This window comes from Microcoleus sp. D3_18a_C4 (genome assembly GCF_036702415.1).
In the GTDB taxonomy this organism is placed as follows: domain Bacteria; phylum Cyanobacteriota; class Cyanobacteriia; order Cyanobacteriales; family Microcoleaceae; genus Microcoleus.
This window is the reverse complement of sequence record NZ_JAUBTI010000028.1, coordinates 37449-58452: the sequence shown is the minus strand read 5'-3', so window position 1 is coordinate 58452 and position 21004 is coordinate 37449. Positions and strand designations below refer to the sequence as shown.

The window sequence follows — 21004 nt, the reverse complement described above, 5'->3', positions numbered from 1 at the left end:
GATTTTCCCGTTTCTATTCAATATCTTGGTGAACCCGCCCCTACAGGAATCATGGTTAATTGACCGGACATGATATAACAACTAACCACCCACAAATAACCAATAACAACTAACAACTGACTAATGACTACTGACTAATGACTAATGACTATTGATAGCGAATGTTTGCTTGTTTTAAGCGCCGCAATGCTTCTCCCAGTCGATCGCAATCTGCAATTAAACTAATTCTCACATATCCTTCGCCGCCCGGCCCAAAAGCATTGCCAGGAGTCACCACAACACCCGTTTGCTGCAAAACATTCAGGGCAAAATCAGTCGAACTCATGCCCGGAGTGCAGGGAACCCAAAGATACATTGCAGCCAGAGGTTTGGGAATATTCCACCCTAATTCTGCCAATCCTTCTACCATGAAATCCCGGCGAGTCCTGTAACGATTCTGCACTTCGTGCAAGTAACTGTCGGGCAATTGCAGTGCTGTTTCTGCTGCTGTTTGTAAGGCGGAAAATATACCGTAATCTAGGTTAGTTTTTAATGTCCGCAAACCTTGGATTATTTTGCTATTTCCTACTACAAAACCGACCCGCCAGCCGGCCATATTGTAGGTTTTGGACATGGTGTGAAATTCGACACCGATTTCTTTACCGCCGGGAATTTCTAATAAACTTGTCGGTTGATAGCCGTCAAAGGCTAATTCCGCATAACACAAGTCGTGAACCAGCAAAATTTGATGTTTGTGTGCGAAAGCCACAATATCTTTGTAAAATTCGCGGGGTGCAGTTGCTCCAGTCGGATTACTGGGATAATTGAAATAGAGTATTTTGGCTTGTTCGGCTACGCTGTCGGGAATGTCGGCTAAGTCAATTACCCAGTCGTTTTCTGGTTTGAGGATGATGTTGTGAACTTTTGCACCGGCGATGATTGGGCCGCGAAATAATACGGGATAAGCAGGACTGGGTACTAATATTAAGTCCCCTGGATTGATGTAGGCGATCGCAAAATGTGCTAAACCTTCTTTAGAACCCAACAAAGGCAATGCTTCGCTTTCTGGATCGAGTTCAACATTGTAGCGACGGCTGTACCATTTAGTAATAGTACGGCGGAAACTGGCAGTTCCTTCAAACGGTGGATAGCCGTGATTGGCAGAATTTTGGATGGCTGCGACAGCGGCATCTACTACTGGTTGAGGAGTGGCACCGTCGGGGTTTCCCATTCCTAAGTCTATTAAATCGAGTCCTTGTTCGCGGGCGCGGGCTTTGAGTTCGTCGAGACGGGCAAATACGTAGGGCGGTAGTTTTTGCAACCTGTCAGCAGGGCTAATCCAATCCAAAGTCATTTATTTTGTGTCAGTTGTCAGTTTTCCTGGTTTGTAGTCAGGACTTCCGTCCTTTCTAGCACAGCCTTTTCAGGACTTTAGTCCTTACTACAAACTGTTTTAACTAATGGGAGGTTCGGGGGGCTATAAGTCCCGCGCGCTCCACGGTACTCCGTTCAGCGTCGGGATACATGGACACCCCGCGTCGTAGAGCTTCGCTCCGCCGAAGGCGTATGAGGGGTTCGATGCCCCGACAATCGACACACTATCGGTTCTAACAGGAGACATAAATCGGTTAGAATGTTGGTATGTTGAACTTGACCTACAGCTACCGAATCTATCCAGGACTTGACCAAGAAGCTCAAATGCTTGACTGGTTGGAGCAATGCCGTCGCGTATATAACTACGCCCTGGCAGAGCGCAAGGACTGGATAAATTCGCGTAAATGCCCGGTCAATGCTTGCAGTATCCGGCAGGAATACATCATCACTGCACGCACACCCTATCCCGACTACTACAAACAGCAGAATGCGCTGACCAAAGCTAAAGAGTTGATTCCAGAACTGAAGGCAGTTCACTCTCAAGTCTTGCAAGATGCTTTGAAACGACTGGATAAGTCGTTTAAGTTCAAGCAGGAAAGAGGGTTTGGATTCCCTCGATTCAAAAAGTTTGGTCAGTATCGTTCGTTTGTCTTTCCGCAATTCAAATCGAATCCAGTCAACGGATTTGAGATCAAATTGCCGAAAGTTGGAGCGATGCCCATCAATTTGCACCGACTCATCCCAGACGGGTTTCAGGTCAAGCAAGTTCGGGTAGTCTTCAAAGCATCGGGCTGGTATGCTCAACTGATTCTGCAAGCCGATGTTTCCGTTCCTGAAATCATGCCGCAGGGTGAACCCATCGGGATTGATTTGGGATTGGAAAAGTTCTTGGCTGTATCGACAGGTGAATTGATAGAGCGCCCTCGCTTTTTCGTGGATTTGCAAAGCAAGCTTCGATGGCTGCAACGCAAATTGAAAAACAAGAAAAAGGGTTCTGCCAACTACCGGAAAGTTCAAGCCAAGATTCGCGCTTTGCATGAACACATTCATAATGTTCGGCGTGAGTTCCACTTCCTGACGGCGCACTCGCTTTGCGACTTGGCTGGGATGATCTTTGCTGAGGACTTGAACCTCAAGATGATGAGTCGTGGCATGTTGGCAAAGCATTGCTTGGATGCTGCTTGGGGTAGTTTCTTGGAAATGCTCAAATGGGTGGCTTGGAAGCGGGGTGTTTATTTTGCCAAGGTTGACCCCAATGGGACAAGTCAAACTTGCCCTCAATGTGGGGCGCATACTGGTAAAAAGGAACTGAGTGAACGGGTGCATCATTGCGATGAATGTGGATATATAACTGACCGAGATGTAGCCGCCGCGCAAGTGGTGGAGCAACGAGGTCTTGTAGCCGTTGGACAGACGGTGATACTGCCTGTGGAGGAAGGTTGCCTGGGAACCCCGATGAAGCAGGAAACCTCAAGAGCGATCTTGGGAAGCCCGCGCTCTACCCGATCGAGGGTGAGCGTCGGGAGGATGTCACTTCTTAATCTTTAATTCTCCCACAGGTGCGGTGGTAGAAACCATCGCTGCCATTAATTGTTGGGGAACAACTTTAAAAGGCAGTCGGTGGATGTCGGAATTAGGATTGCAGGCTATGTCGGCGGCGCGCTGCAATTCTGCTATGGTAATGTCTCCGAGTCCTAGATTGTCTAAAGTTTGGGGCAATCCAATTTCGCCGTAGAATTTTAGCAGTTGCTGTCTGGCGCTAGCGGCGAGTTGATTGTTTTGCAGCATTTCTTCTAGTCGCAGTTGTACTAAAATGCCGTAGGCGACTTTTTCGCCGTGCAATGTGCCGTGACTTGCTAATAGATGAGTTAGGCCGTTGTGGACGGCGTGGGCGGCGACGGTGCGACATTGAGCACCACCAATTCCGCCGATTACTCCTGCTAGCAATACGGCGGCATCTGTGACTTCTTGCCAGGTTTCGCTACCCGGTTCTTTGAGGGCGGCGGCTGATTTTTGGAATAAAATATCGCGCAGTATTCTAGCTTGTTGAACGGCGGAAATTATCAGGGTTTGTTCGGAGTGTCCGCTGCTGACTGATGCTTCGTACCATTTGGCGATCGCATCTCCAATTCCTGCTACTAATGTCCGCTGCGGTGCGGTTTGAATTAAGCCGTAGTCGAGTATTAATAAGTCGGGACATCTGGCTAATGTGACATCGTATTGGAATGCACCTTGTTCTGAATAAATGTTAGAAAGGGCTGTCCAAGCCGCACAGGTGGCTGCTGATGTCGGTATTGTGACGATCGGGATTTTGCACTGATGGGCGACGAGTTTGGCTGCATCTAAGGCTTTGCCCCCGCCGACACCGATGATGAAGTCGGCTTGATGGGTTTGGGCTGCTTCGCGGAGGGTTTCGAGGCTGGTTTCGCTGCAATCCTTGCCGTATGCTGTTTCGGCGGATTTTAACTGCTGCTGTTCGAGGATTGGTTGCAGGTACGGTTGGGCGGCGGCTAGCGAGTTGCTGCCGCCGACGATTAGCGGCCGCTTTCCGAAACGGGCGATCGCATCTCCGGCTTGTGCGATCGCCGATCGACCCCGCAATACACAGGCGGGAGCAATTGTCAAGGAATAAATTGCAGTTGGGGTGGCGGTTTTGGTGCTTTGGGTTTGAGTCATCGAAACTGGATAAGTGACGAGAAGGTTGACGCTTTGCAGGATTGCTGGATTTTCTAGGATAACTCTAACCCATGTTGGGCGATCGGGTAAGTTTTGTAAAGTTTTTATTAAGTATTGTGCGGGGTTGGGGGATGGGAGAGGGGAGTTGAGGGGAGTTGGGGAGTTGAGGGCGATCGAATTATGATTAAAGTTGAGGCTTAACGTACAACTCCCAGACTTGTTTCACTGCTGCTGCATCTGCTTGAGAAATTTGCCCGATTTTCGCTAGCAACAAAGACTTTTCCAAACAATCTAATCTAGACAAACGTACTGTAGTCATCATAAAGTCCTTCGTCTTCGGGTACGTAGCCTTTCAAAAAAGCGTCGTGGCTGCGAGTGTAACATTTCTCAATTAAATACTCCTCGCCATCGAGTACCGACAACTCGGTTAATTCAGGATAAGTCAAAAAATCTTCGGCTGTAGCAGGTATAAATGGTGCTAGTATTTTATGGCGTTCTGCTATTGGCAGGCTAGCAATTTCTCTAAGTGATAGCTTGAGAGTAGGTGCAGTTGTTGACGAACTGTTAGGCTCAAAAGTTTCGCTGGGTAACTGCTTTTTATGTTCCGCTTTTTGCACCAGGAATTGTGCAAAGTCGAGCAATTCTTGTTGTTTCTCAGTTGGCAACAGTCGCAGATTCTCTAAGACTGCTTGCTCAAAATTAATTGTTTCTGACATTTAAATTACTTTCCTTAAGTGTTTCTCGGTTTATTTCTCACGCAGTCAAGTTTTGTAGTTCCCTATTGGCAAATCGACCATAATTTTTATCTTTCCCTCTTACTTCACCCATCACACCGCCAAATCTTGATACTTTTATCAGAACTGCCACTAACCAGAGTGTTTCCATCCGGGCTAAAACTAACCGAATTAACCTGGGCTGAATGCCCTGTGAAAGTGCGAATTTCCTGTCCGGTTTTCAGATTCCAAAGCTTGATAGTGTTGTCTCCACTACCACTCGCAATAATTTGTCCATCCGGGCTGATGACCACGGAAAAAACAGACTCTGAATGCCCTGTGAGAGTGCGAATTTGCTGTCCGGTTTTCAGATTCCAAAGCTTGATAGTGTTGTCTCCACCACCACTCGCAATAATTTGTCCATCCGGGCTGATGACAACGGAAAAAACCGAGTGTGAATGCCCTATGATAGTGCGAATTTCCTGTCTGGTTTTCAAATTCCAAACCTTGATAGTATTGTCATAACTGCCACTAACCAGAGTATTTCCATCCGGGCTGATAGCGACAGACCAAACCGAGTATGAATGCCCTATGAGAGTGCGAATTTCCTGCCCGTTTTTCAGATTCCACAGTTTAATAATATTGTCTTGACTGCCACTAGCAAGAGTTTCTCCGTCTGGACTAAAAGCAAGAGACCGAATTAAAAACGAGTGACCTTTTAGAGTGCTGATTTTTTGTCCAGTTTCCAGATTCCACAGCTTAATTTGTTTGTCAGAACTTCCACTAGCTAAAATTGTTCCATTAGGGTTAATGGCAACGCAATAAACCGCACCTGAATGCCCTGAAAAAGTACGAATCAGTTCTCCTGTATGGAGATTCCAAAGTTGGCTGCAATTTCCACTGCTGTCACTAGCAAAAGTGTTGCCATCAGGACTAATAACTATGCACGTAACAGGTGAAAAACATACGTCATTAAGAGTTTTTACACATTTGAAGGAGTGAGCTTGTCTAATGATTTGTTCTTCTCTTGGTTGTTGGCGTTGGGCTTCAGCTTTGACAGCTTTTTCTCTTTGTTGTTGGCGTTTTGCTTCAGCTTTGACAGTCTCTTGAGATTGACCTTCAGCCTCTACTTGCTCAATCAGCTTTTTCAACTCCTGTTCATATTGTTCTCCCTGTCGCCGCTGAATATCCTGAAGAATATCAAAATAAGGTTTCAGCCATTCTTCTGCCAACCCATCTTCAGCCAATTCATCCTTTAAATTAAACAACTGAGGTTCATAGCTAGGGTCAATATTGATATAATACAAATCCGCTAAAAATCCAGCCAGCAACTTGTGAATCGCCACAATCAACTGCCGAATGATGCGGAGGGCTTTTTTCTCAGTTACTCCCGATGCTAAAAGTGCATCTTTCGCCTCTTCCCAGTCAAAAACTTTGGTAGAAAACAGGGAGACTTCCTGATTATTCAGGAATCCCCAAAAGCCGACGCGAAAAGTTACCGCATAGTCGCTGATATCGCTATATAAAATTGTAGTAGGAACCGGAGATAAAATTCGTTGCAAGCGTTCCACATCAATATCACCAATCGACTCAGTGAAATAATCGCTATAAAACTTAACTGGGCGTAAGACATCCTGTTGAGGATAATGCTGTCTGAGAAAATCTCCCACACTTCTCATCTCAATTGGCAAATCTTCACAGAAGGTTTCCGGGCATCGCTTGCTAATTTTGGGCGGTGATAGTAAGATTAAGAAGCGATGTTGCTGCTCAAGTAAAATCTGCTTAGTTTCCTCTCGATTCAACTTAGAAAACCAAGTATCTTTATCCCAAATTGTTTGGATTTCAGCCAGCTTGATCTGAATATCCTTTGCTTGCAATTCCCGCATCAAATCCCGCTGCAAGGCTGCCAGCTTCACTCTATCCTGCTGTTCCTGTTGGTGCAACTCAATGCGGCGTGCTGTTTGTGCTACTGTTAGCTTTAACAATTCCCGGTCTCTGGTATCTTTCGCCTTCGCGTATTCCAGCATTTCCTCGGAATAACGCTGTTTTGCTAGCTCTATCTCAGTCGAATCGGAGGATATCTGATTGGGATCGGGAATCAGAAAATCTACCCATTGTTGAGCTTTATTGCCGAGGGTTTCTCCTAGTTTGTGACCGATATTTCTGGCGATGGGCGACAGCACTTCCAAGATTAAGGGAGCGATAGCGAGGATTGCTTTTGCGAGCATAAATGTGGGTGAGGATGCGGTTATTAATAGTGTAGCAGGATGTTGGGAGGTATAATTCGGATGGTTGCCAGATATTCTGCACTTGTTGCTTTTTAGATTTAATTTCATCATTGATACTCCTGGACGCAGAAACCGGGTTTTTTACGGAAATAACGTTACATTTTTTACCGGCAGGTAAAACTCGATCGCTCGCCCGTTTCCCATATCCTAGAAAAACACAGGCACGGCCAAGGCTCAAATCAGCTCGGGATCGATCGCCTTCTCTGTGCGATCGCGCAAAAAACCATCCCTAGTTGATGATGGTTGTAACAGAATTTGTGGGATTATGATTTCTGTGCAATTAGCCTTCTTGCCTTCATGCCAACGAATGATTCTGACATACAAATCCAAGCGCGAAGAATTCTAGACGCGATTGCTTTCATTCCTTTTGAGCAATGTCAACCCTTGACCCGTGGGTTTGAGAGCATTCCTGCGCGTCCTGGCATTTATGCAATCAGGCACAGAACTGATGGATTGCTCTACATCGGTAAAACCAAGAGCTTACGAGGTCGCTTCAGTGGTGGGCACAAAGCTTTTTTGTGGGCATGGCTCGATAAATATAGCGATGAAGACATACGGATTGCAGTACAGACAATTTCTCACTGGCAGAACCCTGCGTTACTATTGGAGCTAGAAGCCATCATTCTAAGAGCTGCTGAACCCCCTTACAACGTCCAAATTCCAACTGAGATGTAAATGCCATGCAAGCCAAACTTCAAGAGCAACTTTCCCTCGCTGATGCCGAAGTTATTTTAGGACGTTTTCCTGAACGAATTCGTGCTGCCCTAATTGCTCGTGCTGCTGAAATTGAATATCCAATCGAAGCAGTCATTGAGATGGCGATCGCTAGTTTCCTTGACACGGAGGCATTAGGTTTTGCAGATTGCAAACCAGGACGCGGACAATAACAGCGTCAAGTGGCGATGGCCGCGGCCTAACAACCCGGTTGGAGCGGACTACCGAAAGATATTGGTGGTGATGCAAAAGTTATTTCTAGCCACTCAACCGGAACGTTACATTTTTCTTTGCCGACAAGTGAAACACAACGATCGCCCGCAACTTCTTGGGATCGCTCGCCCCTTTCCCACATCCTAGAAAAACACAGCTATTCAAATCCGAAAAAAGCCGACTAACCATCACCTTGAACCTCAATAGTATAACTGTAGCCCTGTTCAGTGAGCCATTAAAATCGTCGGTTTTTCCGGGATGGCTGCGGTGGGAACAATGCTGGATATAGCCTTTACTGAAGCCGGAAAAATCGCAGAGGCACTTAAAGCCGATTATCAAAATATTTAGCGGGTGTTTGAAAGTTTTTGCTGGTTTGTTCGTGGGAGTTTAACACTATGAGTGAAATGGATTTACTTGTATGATTATACCTGACTCGCCTTGTGTGCGTGCGATCGCCCTTGCCGATTGACTAATTTTAGCTTTTGCAAACTGTCAATCGATTTGAGATTTGAGATTTTAGATTGAAGCCTAAGATGTGGGATAATTTTGTACGATCGGGACTTACGCATTACTGTAAAGTTGCCGGCGCGCGCCCAAAAGTAAGATCGCCCGTCAGCCGTGTTACCAAAAAAATTGCCAGTCCAGGACGCACAAAAACCTTCAGAAGCCGGGTTTCTTGACAAAAAACTACGCTTTCAAACAGATTCCCCGACAACAAACCCGGTTTCTGACCAACTGTGCGTAAGTTCTGTTTGCACAATTCCTAATTATCACAAACCAGACGATATGACTCAAACGCCAACCGCAACGTATCGCACCGAAAGCGACTCGATGGGAGACAAACAAATCCCATCTAGTGTCTACTACGGCATCCAAACCCTGCGCGCAGTTGAAAATTTCCCAATCAGCGGCATTAAGCCTTTATCAACTTACGTTGATGCTTGTGTTTTAATAAAAAAAGCAACGGCGATCGCCAATGGCGAACTCGGCTGCATTCCCCAAGACATCAGTCAAGCAATTATCCAAGCAGCAGATGAAATCCTAGCAGGCAATTTGCGCGATCAATTTGTAGTTGATGTCTACCAAGCCGGGGCCGGAACTTCTCACCACATGAACGTTAATGAAGTTCTTTCAAATCGCGCTTTGGAAATTATGGGCGATGAAAAAGGCAACTACAAGCGCGTTAGTCCTAACGATCATGTAAACTACGGTCAATCGACAAATGATGTGATTCCAACGGCGATTCGGATTGGCGGATTGTTGGCGTTAGAAAAAACTCTTTTTCCGGCTTTGTCGGATGCCGTAGTCGCCCTAGAAAACAAAGCAGAAGAATTCAAAGATATAGTTAAATCCGGCCGCACTCATATGCAAGATGCTGTGCCGGTTCGACTCGGCGACACCTTCGGCGCTTGGGCGCAAATTCTGAAAGAACATACCTTGAGAATTGACAGGGCATCCGATGATTTGACATCCCTGGGATTGGGGGGAAGTGCGGCAGGAACCGGGTTAAATACTCACCCTGAATATTGTCAAAAAGTTGCTGAAATTCTCTCCGAATTAATCGACCACCCCCTGAAACCAGCAAAGCATTTAATGGCAGCTATGCAGAGTATGGCACCGTTTGTAAATGTCTCCGGTGCACTGCGAAATCTCGCTCAGGATTGCGTTAAAATGTCCCATGACTTGCGTTTGATGGACTCCGGGCCCAAAACGGGTTTGAAAGAAATTCAACTGCCTCCTGTGCAACCTGGTTCGTCAATTATGCCGGGAAAATACAACCCTGTGATGGCAGAAATGACATCGATGGTTTGTTTTCAAGTTATGGGTTACGATAGCGCGATCGCCCTTGCCGCCCAAGCGGGACAATTAGAATTGAACGTGATGATGCCCCTGATCGCCTACAATCTCATTCACAGCATCGAAATTTTGGGCAATACCATCAGCGCCCTGAGCACCAAATGCCTCGAAAAAATTGAAGCTAAGGGCGATCGGTGTCTCGCCTACGCAGAAGGCAGTCTCGCCCTCGTTACCGCCCTCAACACTCACATCGGCTATCTCAACGCCGCCGCCGTCGCCAAAGAATCTCTAGAAACCGGCAAATCTTTGCGGCAAATTGTGCTAGAAAGGGGTTTAATGAGTGCAGAAGACTTGGCAAAAGTTCTAGATTTAGAGAAAATGAGTGCGATGCCAACATCTTCTGCTAACGTATAGGATCTCGCAGGAATCAGCTAGAAACTAGAAGGCTGAACTCGATTTAATTCTGCCTTCTGCCTTCTGAGTTCTGCCCGATCGCTGTCACAGGTGAAAGTTAAACAATTCAGAATTCATTTTTTTTACATTTAATTCTGAATTTTTTTTATAGTCTAAAGTTGGGGAGCAAATTTTATGCGCGCAGGTTCTTTTGCCAAATTAACTCAAGATAAAGAGAACACAACTCAAGTGACATTTCATTATGTGGAAGGTCAGGCTGAAACTTTCACTATTCCGATACCGGCACAAGAATTCCAAGAGGAAGTGCTGCATTTATTAAATCAACCTTGGTTGACTTTCCATTTAGCCGATCAAACGGTTTTTATCTGCACAGCCAGAGTGGTAAAAGTAGAAGTAAAACCTGCTATCCCTGAACTGCAAGGTCAAGGAATATTCTCTAACTCGCTGCGAGTTAGTACCATGCAGCGGGCTGCATCTGGTAGATTGCCAATGAATAGTTAGGGTTCCTTTGTATTGAGATTATTCTTGATAACGCAGGCGCCGATCGCCCAGGGCGGTTTCATTCTCAAGAAAATCACGCTTTTGTAGGGGTAGTGCCAAGAATGCCTACCCCCTCCACAGACGACTTCACAGGCGTTTGGGACATGGGGGCAGCCACTCTTTGCTGCCCCTACAAGAGAATGAAACAGCCCTGGCAGATCACCCTGCTTATGGTGTTCCGTGCCTGCGTTACATTGAGATTATTCCCGATCGATAACCAATTACAAATTAATTCATAATTATGTCTGCTGTTAGTTTAATTCGTGCCAATTCATACGATCGCCCAATCTTGCAAGCATCTTTAGAAAGTTTGCTCGCACCCTTGGGCGGAATCTCGGCTTTTGTCAAATCGGGCGATCGGGTTTTACTCAAACCCAATCTCCTTACCGGTTCTCGCCCTACAAAAGAATGCGTCACCCGCCCGGAATTGGTTTACTGTGTGGCTAAAATGGTCATTGAAGCGGGAGGAAAACCATTTTTAGGCGATAGTCCAGCTTTTGGCAGCGCGATGGGTGTAGCCAAAGCCAACGGTTATTTGCCGCTGTTGCAAGAACTGAATTTGCCAGTAGTTGAGTTTCAAGGAAAACGCTACGAAACTGTCAGCGAAGATTTCAATCATCTGCGAATTTGCAAAGAAGCAATGGAAGCCGATGTAGTGATTAATTTGCCCAAACTCAAATCTCACGTTCAATTAACGGTGACAATGGGCGTGAAAAATTTGTTCGGCTGCGTCCCCGGTAAAATGAAGGCTTGGTGGCACATGGAAGCTGGCAAAGATAGCGCCAGATTCGGTGAAATGCTAGTAGAAACGGCCAGGGCAATTAACCCAAATTTGACGATTTTGGATGGCATTATCGGTCACGAAGGTAACGGGCCAAGCGGCGGCGAACCTAAGTTTTTGGGAATTTTGGCAGCCTCTGATGATGTGTTTGCTTTGGACAGAACTTTAGTTGAAATTATTAATGCCGATCCGGCGGCGGTTCCCACTGTAGCTGCGGCTATGAGATTGGGACTTTGCTCGAATTTGGAGGCGATTGATTTTCCGCTTTTGCAGCCGGAAAATCTCAAGGTTTTGGATTGGAAGTTGCCGGAAAGCATGATGCCAATAGACTTTGGTATGCCGCGGGTGATTAAGTCTACTTTCAGGCATTTTTATATCCGGTTTATCAAAGAACGGATCGGGGCTTACGCCGATCGATAGGAGACCTTCGCGACCTACACATAAAAATCAGTGCTTGTCAATCACCTCTTGTGCTGAAGATTAAAGAAAAGTTTGGTTTCCCAACTCAACTGGGAGCTAAATTTTTACTTCAAGGAACAATAGCGAACGCAACATTTGCGTCCACCGATATATATGAAATCGCAAATTTTATACTTCGCTTTTGCAACAAAATCAGCAATATTATTTAGGCCCAAAGGTGATAAAGCTTTTATTTATATCGATCGCAGCCGACATCGCTACCCAGTTTTATAACTTAATTTATACTTTAATTATTGCTGAATTCCTAAATATAGGAAAACTTACTCACAGCCCGATCGCGGAATGTGTAGTTTTTTATCACACGTGACAAAGCAAGTTAAATGCGTTAGCTTAAAGTTCGATGTAAGCTGAAAACCACGCCGCAGCAATCCTGTTTCTGAAACCTAATAATTTTGGGGCAGTCATCCGCTGTATTTCAGATTCGGCAATTGTCACTGGCACATAATTTATTTCCGGATTTGAAATCCAACATCAGTGGTTATTAGTACATCAAGTACCTAAATAATGAAAACTAAAATGCCAAGTCAAAATTGCTTAAGTCCTACCGTCGTCTGTCCGATATCGGGACAGAGTATGAAACCGTGGCTATTGATACCCGGTGATTGGCGCAGACCTGCAAACAAAGAATCCTTTCAATTGTACTGGTGCGAAAAGTCACAACTTGGATGCATTCATCCTTTACCCGAAGTCAACAAAATCGCCAGTTTCTACGAGATTGACGACTACTATACTCATCATACAGACTCTACAGGTTCCGAGTCTTCCTCTTCTATTTCCTTCTTGGATAAATTACGCACGCATCTAGCTTGGCGTTTCGATCGCGGAGTAGATGTCACAAGTCAATGGTGGAAGCAACAGTTCGGGACTGCTTCCTGCTCGATATTAGAAATCGGTTGCGCCAACGGGTACCTGCTGCAAGAACTGCAAGCAGATGGTCACAAAGTCTGGGGTGTAGAACCCGATCGACAAGCTTTGGTTTTGGCCGAGCAGCGAGGTCTTGATGTATTTTATGGTACTGCTGAATCTTTGCCCCCGGAAGTCACGTCTACACAGTACGACATGATTGTGATGAACCACGTACTCGAACATACCAGAGATCCTTTACTTGCACTCCGCAATGCCATGCAGTTGCTCGTGGATGGCGGCAAATTGGTAATGGAAGTACCAAATAACTCTTGTATTGGGCTGAAGTCATCAGGGATTGCATGGATGCATCTAGATGTACCAAGGCATTTGTATTTTTTCACACCGCAGAGCTTCCGCGCTATCTGTGAAAAAGTGGGATTTGAGATAATTTCTACCCAGTTTAATGGCTACTATCGCCAATTTGCCAACAGTTGGATCGATGATGAAAGAAAAATTTTGAGTGTGTTGGATTCAATGGAATCCCCTCGGATGGTAAAGCCTAAAGAAAACAGTAAGGCCCAAGCTTGGAATCTACTGCTGAAAACAATTTTTGCGGCTGATGAAAACAAGTACGATTCGATCCGGATTGTAGCCCAAAAGCCATAGCAAGAGCGAGGTAAGGGCAATAAACTTTTGGTTTTGTATCCAGTTTGGTTACCGAAAAACTGGGTCTAAAGCCCCGTCATAAGCTTGACGGCTTTTCCTCTTTAAGTTTATCAATCCAGCCCTCTATAAGTTGGGTCATTGTTTTTTCTTTCTGTTTGGCAATTCTCCGCAGCTTCTCTAGCCGACTCACGGCAATGCGAATACTTAATCTTTCTCTGGTCATTTAGCTACCCAATTGCCACCCTATTATGTTATCGGAGTAAGCATGAAAGCAAGATATCAGTACCGTTTCTATCCAACAAGCCAACAGCAGCAGAGCTTAGCTCAGTTGTTCGGTTGCGTTCGTGTTGTGTATAACGATGCTCTTGCAATCTGCAAACAATCTCAAAAGAAGCCTAAATCGGCCCAACTCCAAAAGATTGTTATCACTCAGGCAAAAAAGACTGAGGAAAGAGCTTGGTTAGGCGAAGTCTCTGCAATTCCATTGCAACAGTCAGTGGCCGACTTAGAAGCAGCATTCAAAAACTTTTTTGAGTCTTGCAAGAGCAAAAGAAAAGGACGCAAAGTCGGCTATCCTAAGTTCAAAAAGCGCACAAACAGCCAGTCTGCAAGGTTGACTCGCGGAGGTTTCTCAATCAAAGGAGATGGAGTTTATCTAGCCAAGATCGGTATTGTTAAACCAATCTGGTCGAGGGAGCTACCCTCCGAGCCCAGTTCGGTCACGGTAATCAAAGACTGTGCGAACCGCTATTTACTCAGCTTTGTCGTAGAAATTCAACCCAATCGAGTTGATGCCAAGAACCAAAGTATCGGCATCGATTTGGGAATTAAAACTTTTGCGGTAATGAGTGATGGAACATCAGCCCAAAGTCCCAGTTACAAAAAGTTAGACCGAAAAATCCGCAAGCTGCAACGCAAGTTAGCCCGCCAGCCCAAAGACTCAAAGCGCCGGAACAAAACCCGCATTCAGATTGCCAAGCTCCACAATCAGATTGCTGATACTCGCAAGGATTTTTTGCACAAACTATCTACCAAGGTTGTAAGTGAAAACCAAACCATTGTCTTGGAAGATTTAAACGTGTCTGGCATGGTCAAAAATCGCAAAATTGCTAGGGCAATTAGTCTACAGGGATGGAGAGAATTTCGGGTCTTAGTTGAGGCAAAGTCGGAAAAGTATGGACGTGAGTTCGTAATTATTAGTCGATGGGAACCTACAAGCCAAACTTGCTCTGATTGCGGATATAAATGGGGAAAAATTGATTTGTCTGTGCGTTCTATACTTTGCTTAAATTGCGGTACAGAACACGACCGAGATGAAAACGCTTCGGTAAATATAGAAAAAGTCGGCCTGGGGCATCGGCACGACTCTAAATGTACGTCGAGACAGAGTAAGACTACCGGGCGTAGCGTCCGTCAATGAAGCGTAAAGAATCCCCACGCCTTCAGGCTGGGGAGTATGTCAAACAGTCACAATACTTTTGCGCTCCCTGCGATAATCCCCAATGCCAGGAGTTCGCTCAAACAAAATGCGGCTATTGACCCAGCAATCCACCTGACTCGATCGAGACTGACGCAGAAACTTTGTATGTAATGTGTGCAGTCGGGAGCTTACCACATAGATAAGGTAAAAATTGTTTTCGGGCGTAATATCGTTTCCGGTGGCATCGGAATAATATATTCGGATCGTGTCAGTGGGAGCTTAATATCTCGCTACCCAAATCGCGAGCTCTTAAGCTCCCACTATAATTCCGATGCCACCGGATTTGATATCAGTTTTCTTGAATATGCGATCGTAGTTGCACCTCAAAAAGATTAGTTATATCATTTCCGGTTATACTCATATATGATGTTGACTGTTGACTGTTGACTGTTGACTGTTGACGGCGTGAACGCCGTGAACGGCGTGAACGCCGTGAACGCCGTGAAGTCGAATTTACTATTCCGATGCTAACGGATTTGATATTACGATGTGTTTGCTTTTTAAATTTTTTCTTGTGAGCACCGATAATTCACAAGAAACTTTTAAATTTCAACCATATAATACTTCTTCTACAGGTGGCGTGGCGTCTGTGGGGTCGAACTGTTTGATTTTCAAAGCTTGTAGCAAAAACAGCCAGATATAAAGCGGATTCAAAAAAACATACCGCTGCCAAAGGCGCCGAGGTTCCTTCATCATCCGAAACAGCCATTCCAAACCTATTTTAGATAAAAAGTCAGGAGATTTAGCCAAATTACCCGCATGAAAATCGTAAGCAGCACCTACAGCAATCAGCGGCATTGATAAGTCGTCCCGGTATTCGTAAGCCCAGACTTCTTGCCGGGGACACCCCAAACCGACAAAAGTAATTGCTGCACCGCTGTTGCGAATTTGCTGTGCAATTTCTTGTTTCTCTTCGGGCGAAACGTGCCTAAATTTAGAAGGCTGAGATCCAGCAATAATTAACTTGGGAAAACGCTGGCAGAGATTGCGAGATAAAGCTTCCAGTACAGAAGCTTGAGAGCCGTACAAATAGATAGGTAATCCCTCTTCTGCCGCACGTTCGCAAATTTGTAACATCGCATTCGGCCCGCAAACTCGATCGGGCAATTCCGTATGGTAGAGCCAATTTAACGCCCACCTGACCGGCTGTCCGTCTGGCAATACTAAGTCCATGTGATTAATCCGATAACGATGAGTGCTGTCGAGAACCCCAGTCATTACCCCATGAACCGCGAGAGCAGAAACTGACATTGGTTTTCCGGCGCTGGCTGCCGCAATAATTTTGCTAACAGCCGCTTCATAATTAACGGCATTTACTAATATGCCCAGTACATTCTTTTTCCCTTTATCAATCATGGAGCACCTCTTTAAGTCAACGCTCGCGGTTACACTCATAAATCTCCCCTAAGATTTGTTTAACCTGGTATTCTTCAATCGTTTACCGAAATTCCCAGCACATTCTTTTGGCCCCGCTCAATCATTGGAATCCTCTTTCAGCCAACGTTCGCGGTTACATTCATAAATCTCCTGTAGGATTTGTTTAACGTTATATTTCATTTTCCAGTTGGGATAGTGACTGGAAAATTTGGAATTGTCGCTAATCCACCAAATGTGATCGCCTATGCGATTCCCTTCAGCATAAGTCCAATTAAACTTGCGTTCTGCAATTGCCTCGCACATCTGGATAGCTTCTAACATCGAACAATTGCTGTACCTGCCTCCTCCTGTATTATAAACTTGGGCGCTTTGGGGAGCTTTATAAAATTCATAAAATGCCGAAATTAAATCAGCGCTATGAATGTTATCGCGAACTTGCTTGCCTTTGTAGCCAAACACCGTGTAAGGAGTTCCCGTGACAGCACACTTCATCAAGTAGGCTAGAAAGCCGTGCAATTGAGCTCCTGAGTGATTGGGACCCGTCAAACAGCCGCCGCGAAAACAAGCGGTGTTCATATTAAAATATCGACCGTATTCTTGGACTAAAACGTCAGCAGCTACCTTAGAAGCACCAAACAAACTGTGCAGGCACTGATCGATTGACATATCTTCCCGAATGCCGGTTTCGTAAGTATGGCCGGGTGCAATTTCCCACCTGTGTTCTAATTCAATTAAAGGCAAACTGTTAGGCGTATCGCCGTATACTTTATTGGTAGAAGTGAAAATGAAAACCGCTTTAGGACAGTACAAGCGAGTTACTTCTAGAAGATTGAGAGTGCCGTTGGCATTGACGGTAAAGTCTATTTTCGGAGCACGGGAAGCCCAATCATGGCTGGGCTGGGCTGCTGTGTGAATTACTAATTCGATCGACTCGCCGTACCGCTGAAAGATATTGGTAATCGCTTCATAGTCGCGAATGTCCACATCTAAGTGATAATACTTGGTACCCAAAGACTTTTCGAGCAGTTGGCGGTTCCAGTTTGTAGAACCATCAGCACCAAAAAAGAACTGGCGCATATTATTGTCGATGCCCACTATATCTAAGCCTTGTTTGGCAAAGAACTTACACGCCTCAGAGCCAATTAATCCCGCCGAGCCAGTAATGATTGCAACGCCCACGTTTCACCGCCTGAAAAAATATAGTTTTTTGTGTTTTGCCCGATCGAACCCATCAGAAGTTATCCTGATTTTCGATAGACTATATCTTCGCACAATTGAGCAAAGAATTCGCCTTTAACATCCCAATCATATACTTCCCGGACGTGAGTGCGACCTGCTTCACCCAAGCGCGATCGCAACTCGGCATCGCCGGCTAAATTAGCGATCGCCTCAGCTAGACCCTGCACTGCCTGTTCTGGATTGTAACCAGGTACTTTTACCCCCGTTTGCGCCGTCACTTGAGTAGCAGGCCCTCCCAGATCCAAACAGATGATGGGGCGCCCCGCCGCCATCCCCTCCAAGCAAGTCCAGCCACCTGAATCGTGCAAGCTAGGGTGAATAAGTACATGAGACTCCCCTAGCTTAGCCAAAGTTTCCTCGCGTGGCAGCCTCCCCCACAACTTAACTTGAGAGGCAATACCCAATTCTTCCGCTAGAGACTGAAGGCGATGGCGTTCCGGGCCATCCCCCAGCAGCCAATATTCGGCATTCGGCAAGTTAGCTTGGGCAAAGGCCCGCACCGCAAGGTGATAGCCCTTCCAGTGCAGCAGCCGCCCCATACTGATGAACCTGATCGGGGAAAGCCCTGGCATCTGGCACTCTCCCAGCCTCGCCATCTCTTCCTTCGACAGACACGCCTCCGAAAGCACCTGCACCTTTTTAGCACCCATCGCCCGCACCCGCTTCGCCGTGTCCTCCGTTGTCGCAAAAGCTAAGACACTTCGCCTAGCCGTCATCCTGGCAAAGGGATCGCTTTCGCCGAGCCGCTGTCCCCAATCTCGCGCCGTTTCGTAAAGTTTTGCTTTAGAGCTAAAATCAGCCCAAAAAGGTTTCGGGGCTGCTTCACCGCCGCCCACAGGCCCCCAAATAAAAGGAATTGGCAGCAGCGAGATGAAGCTGGGCGACCAAAATTTAACGTAGGTGACGTGGCGGGCGATATCGAAATTAATTTGGCGGTGGAGCTTGCGCGCCTCTAAATAAGCCAAAATTTGCCACAGGTAATAGTGCAATTGCAGCCCTCCCTGTCTACCTTTAAAGTTTTCGCTCCAGCCGAAAGGCTCAATGTAGACAAAGTGCAGGTTAGGGTTCGGGTACGTGGCGAGGAAGGCTTCAATAGCGGTACGGTAAAAGGTTCGAGTTAGTACCCAAACTTCTTGATGCTTGGCGGCTTCTACCACCGCATTCCAGCCCACTCCTTCCTCAGATCCTTGTCCGGGTTCGCAGGCAAAGGCAGATAAAAGAATTTTCATCGGCAATTGGTAGTGGTTAGTGGTTCGTTGTTAGTAATTAGTCGCAAGCAGTTAATTTGTTGTTAGTAGTTATTTTTGTTCCTGAAAAACGCTGTTTTTAGCTACTATCCACAACAGCTTAACCACTAACCACTAACCGTTAAAAAGGATGTTACTTCGACATAAGCTTGGGCGGCTGTTTCGGGAGTTTTTTGAGCAATTAGTTCGCGCGATCGCTCTCCCATTGACTTAATCAAATCTGGATTTTCCAGAAATCGCCGCATCGCTTCAGCTAAACATGAGGGATCGTGAGGATCGAAAATATAACCATTTTCCCCTTCAGCAATCAACTCACAAGCAGCCGCACCATTTGAGCATACTATAGGTTTGGCAAAAACCATCGCCTCCGGTACCACCATTCCCCAGACATCTTCAAAAGTAGGAAATACAAAAACATCAGCTTGCTGAAAGTAAGAACCCAAACTTCCATATTCCACCCATCCGGCCCAAGTTACCTGATCTTCAAAATTGCGCTCTTTAATAAAATTTTCCAGTTCTTCCCGCTGATCTCCCTTGCCAACAATCAACAGCGAATAATCAACATAACCTTGACTTTTAAGAATAGCGCAAGCTTCTAAAAGCGTCTTAATTCCCTTTCTTGATGTGATCCGCCCCACATACAGAAACATTGGGCGTTTCAACTCCAAATTCGGCGACTCAGTGCCCTCCAGCCGTTTCATTAAAGCTCCTGCATCTGGCACCAGATAGGTTCGGGTAAAAATTTTATACTCCGGTACATTAAGCACTTCTATCAGATATTGCTTACCCGCATTACTATTAGAAACAAAAGCATCAGCAAACCGCACAAGTATCCGGCGAACAAATGTCCGAAAACTGGAATCTCGAAAATCTGTATTGGGGGAACTACCATCATAAATAATCGCAATTTTCCACCGCATCAGCGGTTTTAAAAGCGCTACAATCACAGTCCACAAAGAGAAAGCTTGGGGAAATACGACTTGAGGACGAAATTCGAGCAGATAGCCGATAATACTAGGTGATACTACGATAAAGCCGCGATCGTAGCCTGTATCTATCTTTGTCGTCTCCACAAAACTGGTCTTTCCTACTAACTGAATTACCGACGAACCCGGCATTTTTGGATCGAATCCCGGCCAAACCCCACCAGTATAAAATACAGTATTCTTAAAAACCTTCGTAAATTCTCTCAAAACCGGCTGCCAGTAGGCTCCCAGTCCCACTTCCGGGACAAGCCAAGCAATGCGGAGTTCATTTCTATCAACCATCCTATTCACCTTGAGTTTTGTTTTTAGTCAATCCCAGTTTACTCAACACTGAAAGCCAAACTAATCTGCGATAAGGTAGCAGCCAATAAATTGGCCACAACCAGCCACCATGCCGCTGAGTAAATACTTTCCACTCTTGAGCCGGTTGCAGGGTAGTATCTTTGAAGGATAAACCTTTCGGTTGGCTCATTTTATCCAATCCTTCACTTAAATTCTCAGCAGCCGTTTTAGTCACCTGGGGGTTGAGAGAACAACTGCCTAAATAGCCAGGAGCAATCCAAACTGTACATCCTTTCTGTCTGGCTCGTAAACCATAATCCCAATCGCCAATATAATGGACAAAAGCCGGATCGAGGTTGCCGACCATTTGCACAACACTGCGGGGAATTAATACGCAGTTGCCGTGAATAGTATCGCACATCTGAGGCTCTTTTGTTGGTTCTAGGATACCATATCGGAAGGGGTGCAAAGGGTTATTTCGCACAAGACCGCCGTATGTTGTTTGACCCGTTTCGGGGTCGCAGGTAGAACCGCCAACGATCGCTTTAGCTTCTCCTTTTTCTGATAATTTTTGAGTGGTTTCTAGCAATACACTTACTGTTTCGGGATAAATAAGAGTGTCATCATTTAACCATAGGTAGTAGTCGGGATCATCTTTCATTGCTTCGCTGAAAGCCCCACGCATTCCCCCGTTCCAAAATAAGTTCCCATCGCCGGAAAAAATATTGACTTGAGGATAGATTTGACGAACTGCATCACTGGTGCCATCGGTACTGGCATCATCGACTAGATAGGCTAAAATATCAACCTCGCCTGGAAGTGCCTGCTTAAAAAGAGCCTCTAAGCAAGCTAATGTTTTCTGTTTGCGGTTGAAGCAAGTTAAAAGGGCGGCGATTTTAGTACGGTTCATTG

At 45.7% G+C, this 21004-nt stretch carries 19 protein-coding genes; 8 read left to right on the top strand and 11 right to left on the bottom strand.

Annotated elements, in window-relative coordinates; genetic code table 11:
* Window positions 1-148: 148 nt before the first annotated feature.
* The gene (locus QUB16_RS15110; protein ID WP_333317216.1) at window positions 149-1333 is read right to left on the bottom strand and encodes an aspartate aminotransferase; all 1185 of its coding nucleotides are present in this window, start codon (window positions 1331-1333) and stop codon (window positions 149-151) included.
* Window positions 1334-1620: 287 nt separating this feature from the next.
* Between QUB16_RS15110 and QUB16_RS15105 the strand changes: the two genes are divergently transcribed.
* Window positions 1621-2901, top strand: coding sequence for a transposase (locus tag QUB16_RS15105; protein ID WP_333317214.1), 1281 nt, complete (start codon window positions 1621-1623; stop codon window positions 2899-2901).
* Here the strand turns inward: QUB16_RS15105 and QUB16_RS15100 are convergent.
* The 4 genes from QUB16_RS15100 to QUB16_RS15085 all read right to left on the bottom strand — a co-directional run bounded on the left by QUB16_RS15100 (window position 2884) and on the right by QUB16_RS15085 (window position 7081).
* Window positions 2884-4029 carry an iron-containing alcohol dehydrogenase family protein gene (locus tag QUB16_RS15100; RefSeq protein WP_333317212.1) on the bottom strand — a complete coding sequence of 382 codons (1146 nt, stop codon included), beginning with the start codon at window positions 4027-4029 and terminating at the stop codon, window positions 2884-2886. The two genes, QUB16_RS15105 and QUB16_RS15100, sit on opposite strands and share 18 nt — an antisense overlap.
* Window positions 4030-4213: 184 nt before the next feature.
* Window positions 4214-4351, bottom strand: a complete 138-nt coding sequence (locus QUB16_RS15095; RefSeq protein WP_333317210.1) for a hypothetical protein — start codon at window positions 4349-4351, stop codon at window positions 4214-4216.
* The gene (locus QUB16_RS15090) at window positions 4326-4745 is read right to left on the bottom strand and encodes a hypothetical protein (protein WP_333317208.1); all 420 of its coding nucleotides are present in this window, start codon (window positions 4743-4745) and stop codon (window positions 4326-4328) included. The genes QUB16_RS15095 and QUB16_RS15090 overlap by 26 nt, the downstream gene beginning before the upstream one ends.
* 104 nt (window positions 4746-4849) lie before the next feature.
* Window positions 4850-7081, bottom strand: a complete 2232-nt coding sequence (locus QUB16_RS15085; protein WP_333317206.1) for a WD40 domain-containing protein — start codon at window positions 7079-7081, stop codon at window positions 4850-4852.
* A 204-nt stretch (window positions 7082-7285) separates the two neighbouring features.
* On the opposite strand from QUB16_RS15085, the gene QUB16_RS15080 reads away from it, so the two are divergent.
* The 6 genes from QUB16_RS15080 (at window position 7286) to QUB16_RS15055 (ending at window position 13481) form a co-directional block, all read left to right on the top strand.
* Window positions 7286-7705 (top strand): GIY-YIG nuclease family protein, encoded by a 420-nt coding sequence (locus QUB16_RS15080; protein ID WP_333317205.1) that lies wholly within the window; start codon window positions 7286-7288, stop codon window positions 7703-7705.
* 5 nt (window positions 7706-7710) lie between these two features.
* Window positions 7711-7917, top strand: a complete 207-nt coding sequence (locus QUB16_RS15075) for a hypothetical protein (RefSeq protein WP_006631417.1) — start codon at window positions 7711-7713, stop codon at window positions 7915-7917.
* Window positions 7918-8743: 826 nt separating this feature from the next.
* A complete protein-coding gene (locus QUB16_RS15070) occupies window positions 8744-10168 on the top strand; it encodes an aspartate ammonia-lyase (RefSeq protein ID WP_333317203.1) in 1425 nt (474 codons plus the stop codon).
* A 174-nt stretch (window positions 10169-10342) separates the two neighbouring features.
* Window positions 10343-10669, top strand: a complete 327-nt coding sequence (locus tag QUB16_RS15065; protein WP_333150188.1) for a hypothetical protein — start codon at window positions 10343-10345, stop codon at window positions 10667-10669.
* A 280-nt stretch (window positions 10670-10949) separates the two neighbouring features.
* Complete coding sequence (locus QUB16_RS15060) at window positions 10950-11909, top strand: DUF362 domain-containing protein (protein WP_333317201.1); 960 nt, start codon at window positions 10950-10952, stop codon at window positions 11907-11909.
* A gap of 633 nt (window positions 11910-12542) precedes the next feature.
* Window positions 12543-13481 carry a class I SAM-dependent methyltransferase gene (locus tag QUB16_RS15055; RefSeq protein WP_333317199.1) on the top strand — a complete coding sequence of 313 codons (939 nt, stop codon included), beginning with the start codon at window positions 12543-12545 and terminating at the stop codon, window positions 13479-13481.
* A 76-nt stretch (window positions 13482-13557) separates the two neighbouring features.
* Here the strand turns inward: QUB16_RS15055 and QUB16_RS15050 are convergent, their stop codons facing one another.
* Entirely contained in the window at window positions 13558-13704 is a 147-nt protein-coding gene (locus QUB16_RS15050) for a hypothetical protein (protein WP_333317197.1), read from the bottom strand.
* 42 nt (window positions 13705-13746) lie between these two features.
* Here QUB16_RS15050 and QUB16_RS15045 point away from each other — a divergent pair, with 42 nt between their 5' ends.
* Entirely contained in the window at window positions 13747-14901 is a 1155-nt protein-coding gene (locus QUB16_RS15045) for a transposase (RefSeq protein ID WP_333317195.1), read from the top strand.
* A gap of 609 nt (window positions 14902-15510) precedes the next feature.
* On the opposite strand, the gene QUB16_RS15040 is transcribed toward QUB16_RS15045, so the two are convergent.
* From QUB16_RS15040 to QUB16_RS15020, 5 genes are all read right to left on the bottom strand, one after another.
* Window positions 15511-16356 carry a WecB/TagA/CpsF family glycosyltransferase gene (locus tag QUB16_RS15040; RefSeq protein ID WP_333317193.1) on the bottom strand — a complete coding sequence of 282 codons (846 nt, stop codon included), beginning with the start codon at window positions 16354-16356 and terminating at the stop codon, window positions 15511-15513.
* Between the two features lie 78 nt (window positions 16357-16434).
* Entirely contained in the window at window positions 16435-17517 is a 1083-nt protein-coding gene (locus QUB16_RS15035; RefSeq protein ID WP_333317191.1) for an NAD-dependent epimerase/dehydratase family protein, read from the bottom strand.
* Window positions 17518-17576: 59 nt separating this feature from the next.
* Complete coding sequence (locus tag QUB16_RS15030) at window positions 17577-18806, bottom strand: glycosyltransferase (RefSeq protein WP_333317189.1); 1230 nt, start codon at window positions 18804-18806, stop codon at window positions 17577-17579.
* Between the two features lie 125 nt (window positions 18807-18931).
* Window positions 18932-20092, bottom strand: a complete 1161-nt coding sequence (locus QUB16_RS15025) for a glycosyltransferase family 4 protein (RefSeq protein ID WP_333317187.1) — start codon at window positions 20090-20092, stop codon at window positions 18932-18934.
* A 1-nt stretch (window position 20093) separates the two neighbouring features.
* Window positions 20094-21002: a glycosyltransferase family 2 protein gene (locus QUB16_RS15020; protein ID WP_333317185.1), complete on the bottom strand. Its 909-nt coding sequence runs from the start codon at window positions 21000-21002 to the stop codon at window positions 20094-20096.
* Window positions 21003-21004: the final 2 nt, after the last annotated feature.

Coding starts and splice junctions, on each gene's coding strand:
- QUB16_RS15110 (WP_333317216.1), bottom strand. CDS start 1,333: ATGACTTTGGATTGGATTAGCCCTGCTGACAGGTTGCAAAAACTACCG.
- QUB16_RS15105 (WP_333317214.1), top strand. CDS start 1,621: ATGTTGAACTTGACCTACAGCTACCGAATCTATCCAGGACTTGACCAA.
- QUB16_RS15100 (WP_333317212.1), bottom strand. CDS start 4,029: ATGACTCAAACCCAAAGCACCAAAACCGCCACCCCAACTGCAATTTAT.
- QUB16_RS15095 (WP_333317210.1), bottom strand. CDS start 4,351: ATGATGACTACAGTACGTTTGTCTAGATTAGATTGTTTGGAAAAGTCT.
- QUB16_RS15090 (WP_333317208.1), bottom strand. CDS start 4,745: ATGTCAGAAACAATTAATTTTGAGCAAGCAGTCTTAGAGAATCTGCGA.
- QUB16_RS15085 (WP_333317206.1), bottom strand. CDS start 7,081: ATGATGAAATTAAATCTAAAAAGCAACAAGTGCAGAATATCTGGCAAC.
- QUB16_RS15075 (WP_006631417.1), top strand. CDS start 7,711: ATGCAAGCCAAACTTCAAGAGCAACTTTCCCTCGCTGATGCCGAAGTT.
- QUB16_RS15070 (WP_333317203.1), top strand. CDS start 8,744: ATGACTCAAACGCCAACCGCAACGTATCGCACCGAAAGCGACTCGATG.
- QUB16_RS15065 (WP_333150188.1), top strand. CDS start 10,343: ATGCGCGCAGGTTCTTTTGCCAAATTAACTCAAGATAAAGAGAACACA.
- QUB16_RS15060 (WP_333317201.1), top strand. CDS start 10,950: ATGTCTGCTGTTAGTTTAATTCGTGCCAATTCATACGATCGCCCAATC.
- QUB16_RS15055 (WP_333317199.1), top strand. CDS start 12,543: ATGAAACCGTGGCTATTGATACCCGGTGATTGGCGCAGACCTGCAAAC.
- QUB16_RS15050 (WP_333317197.1), bottom strand. CDS start 13,704: ATGACCAGAGAAAGATTAAGTATTCGCATTGCCGTGAGTCGGCTAGAG.
- QUB16_RS15045 (WP_333317195.1), top strand. CDS start 13,747: ATGAAAGCAAGATATCAGTACCGTTTCTATCCAACAAGCCAACAGCAG.
- QUB16_RS15040 (WP_333317193.1), bottom strand. CDS start 16,356: ATGAGTGTAACCGCGAGCGTTGACTTAAAGAGGTGCTCCATGATTGAT.
- QUB16_RS15030 (WP_333317189.1), bottom strand. CDS start 18,806: ATGAAAATTCTTTTATCTGCCTTTGCCTGCGAACCCGGACAAGGATCT.
- QUB16_RS15025 (WP_333317187.1), bottom strand. CDS start 20,092: ATGGTTGATAGAAATGAACTCCGCATTGCTTGGCTTGTCCCGGAAGTG.
- QUB16_RS15020 (WP_333317185.1), bottom strand. CDS start 21,002: ATGAACCGTACTAAAATCGCCGCCCTTTTAACTTGCTTCAACCGCAAA.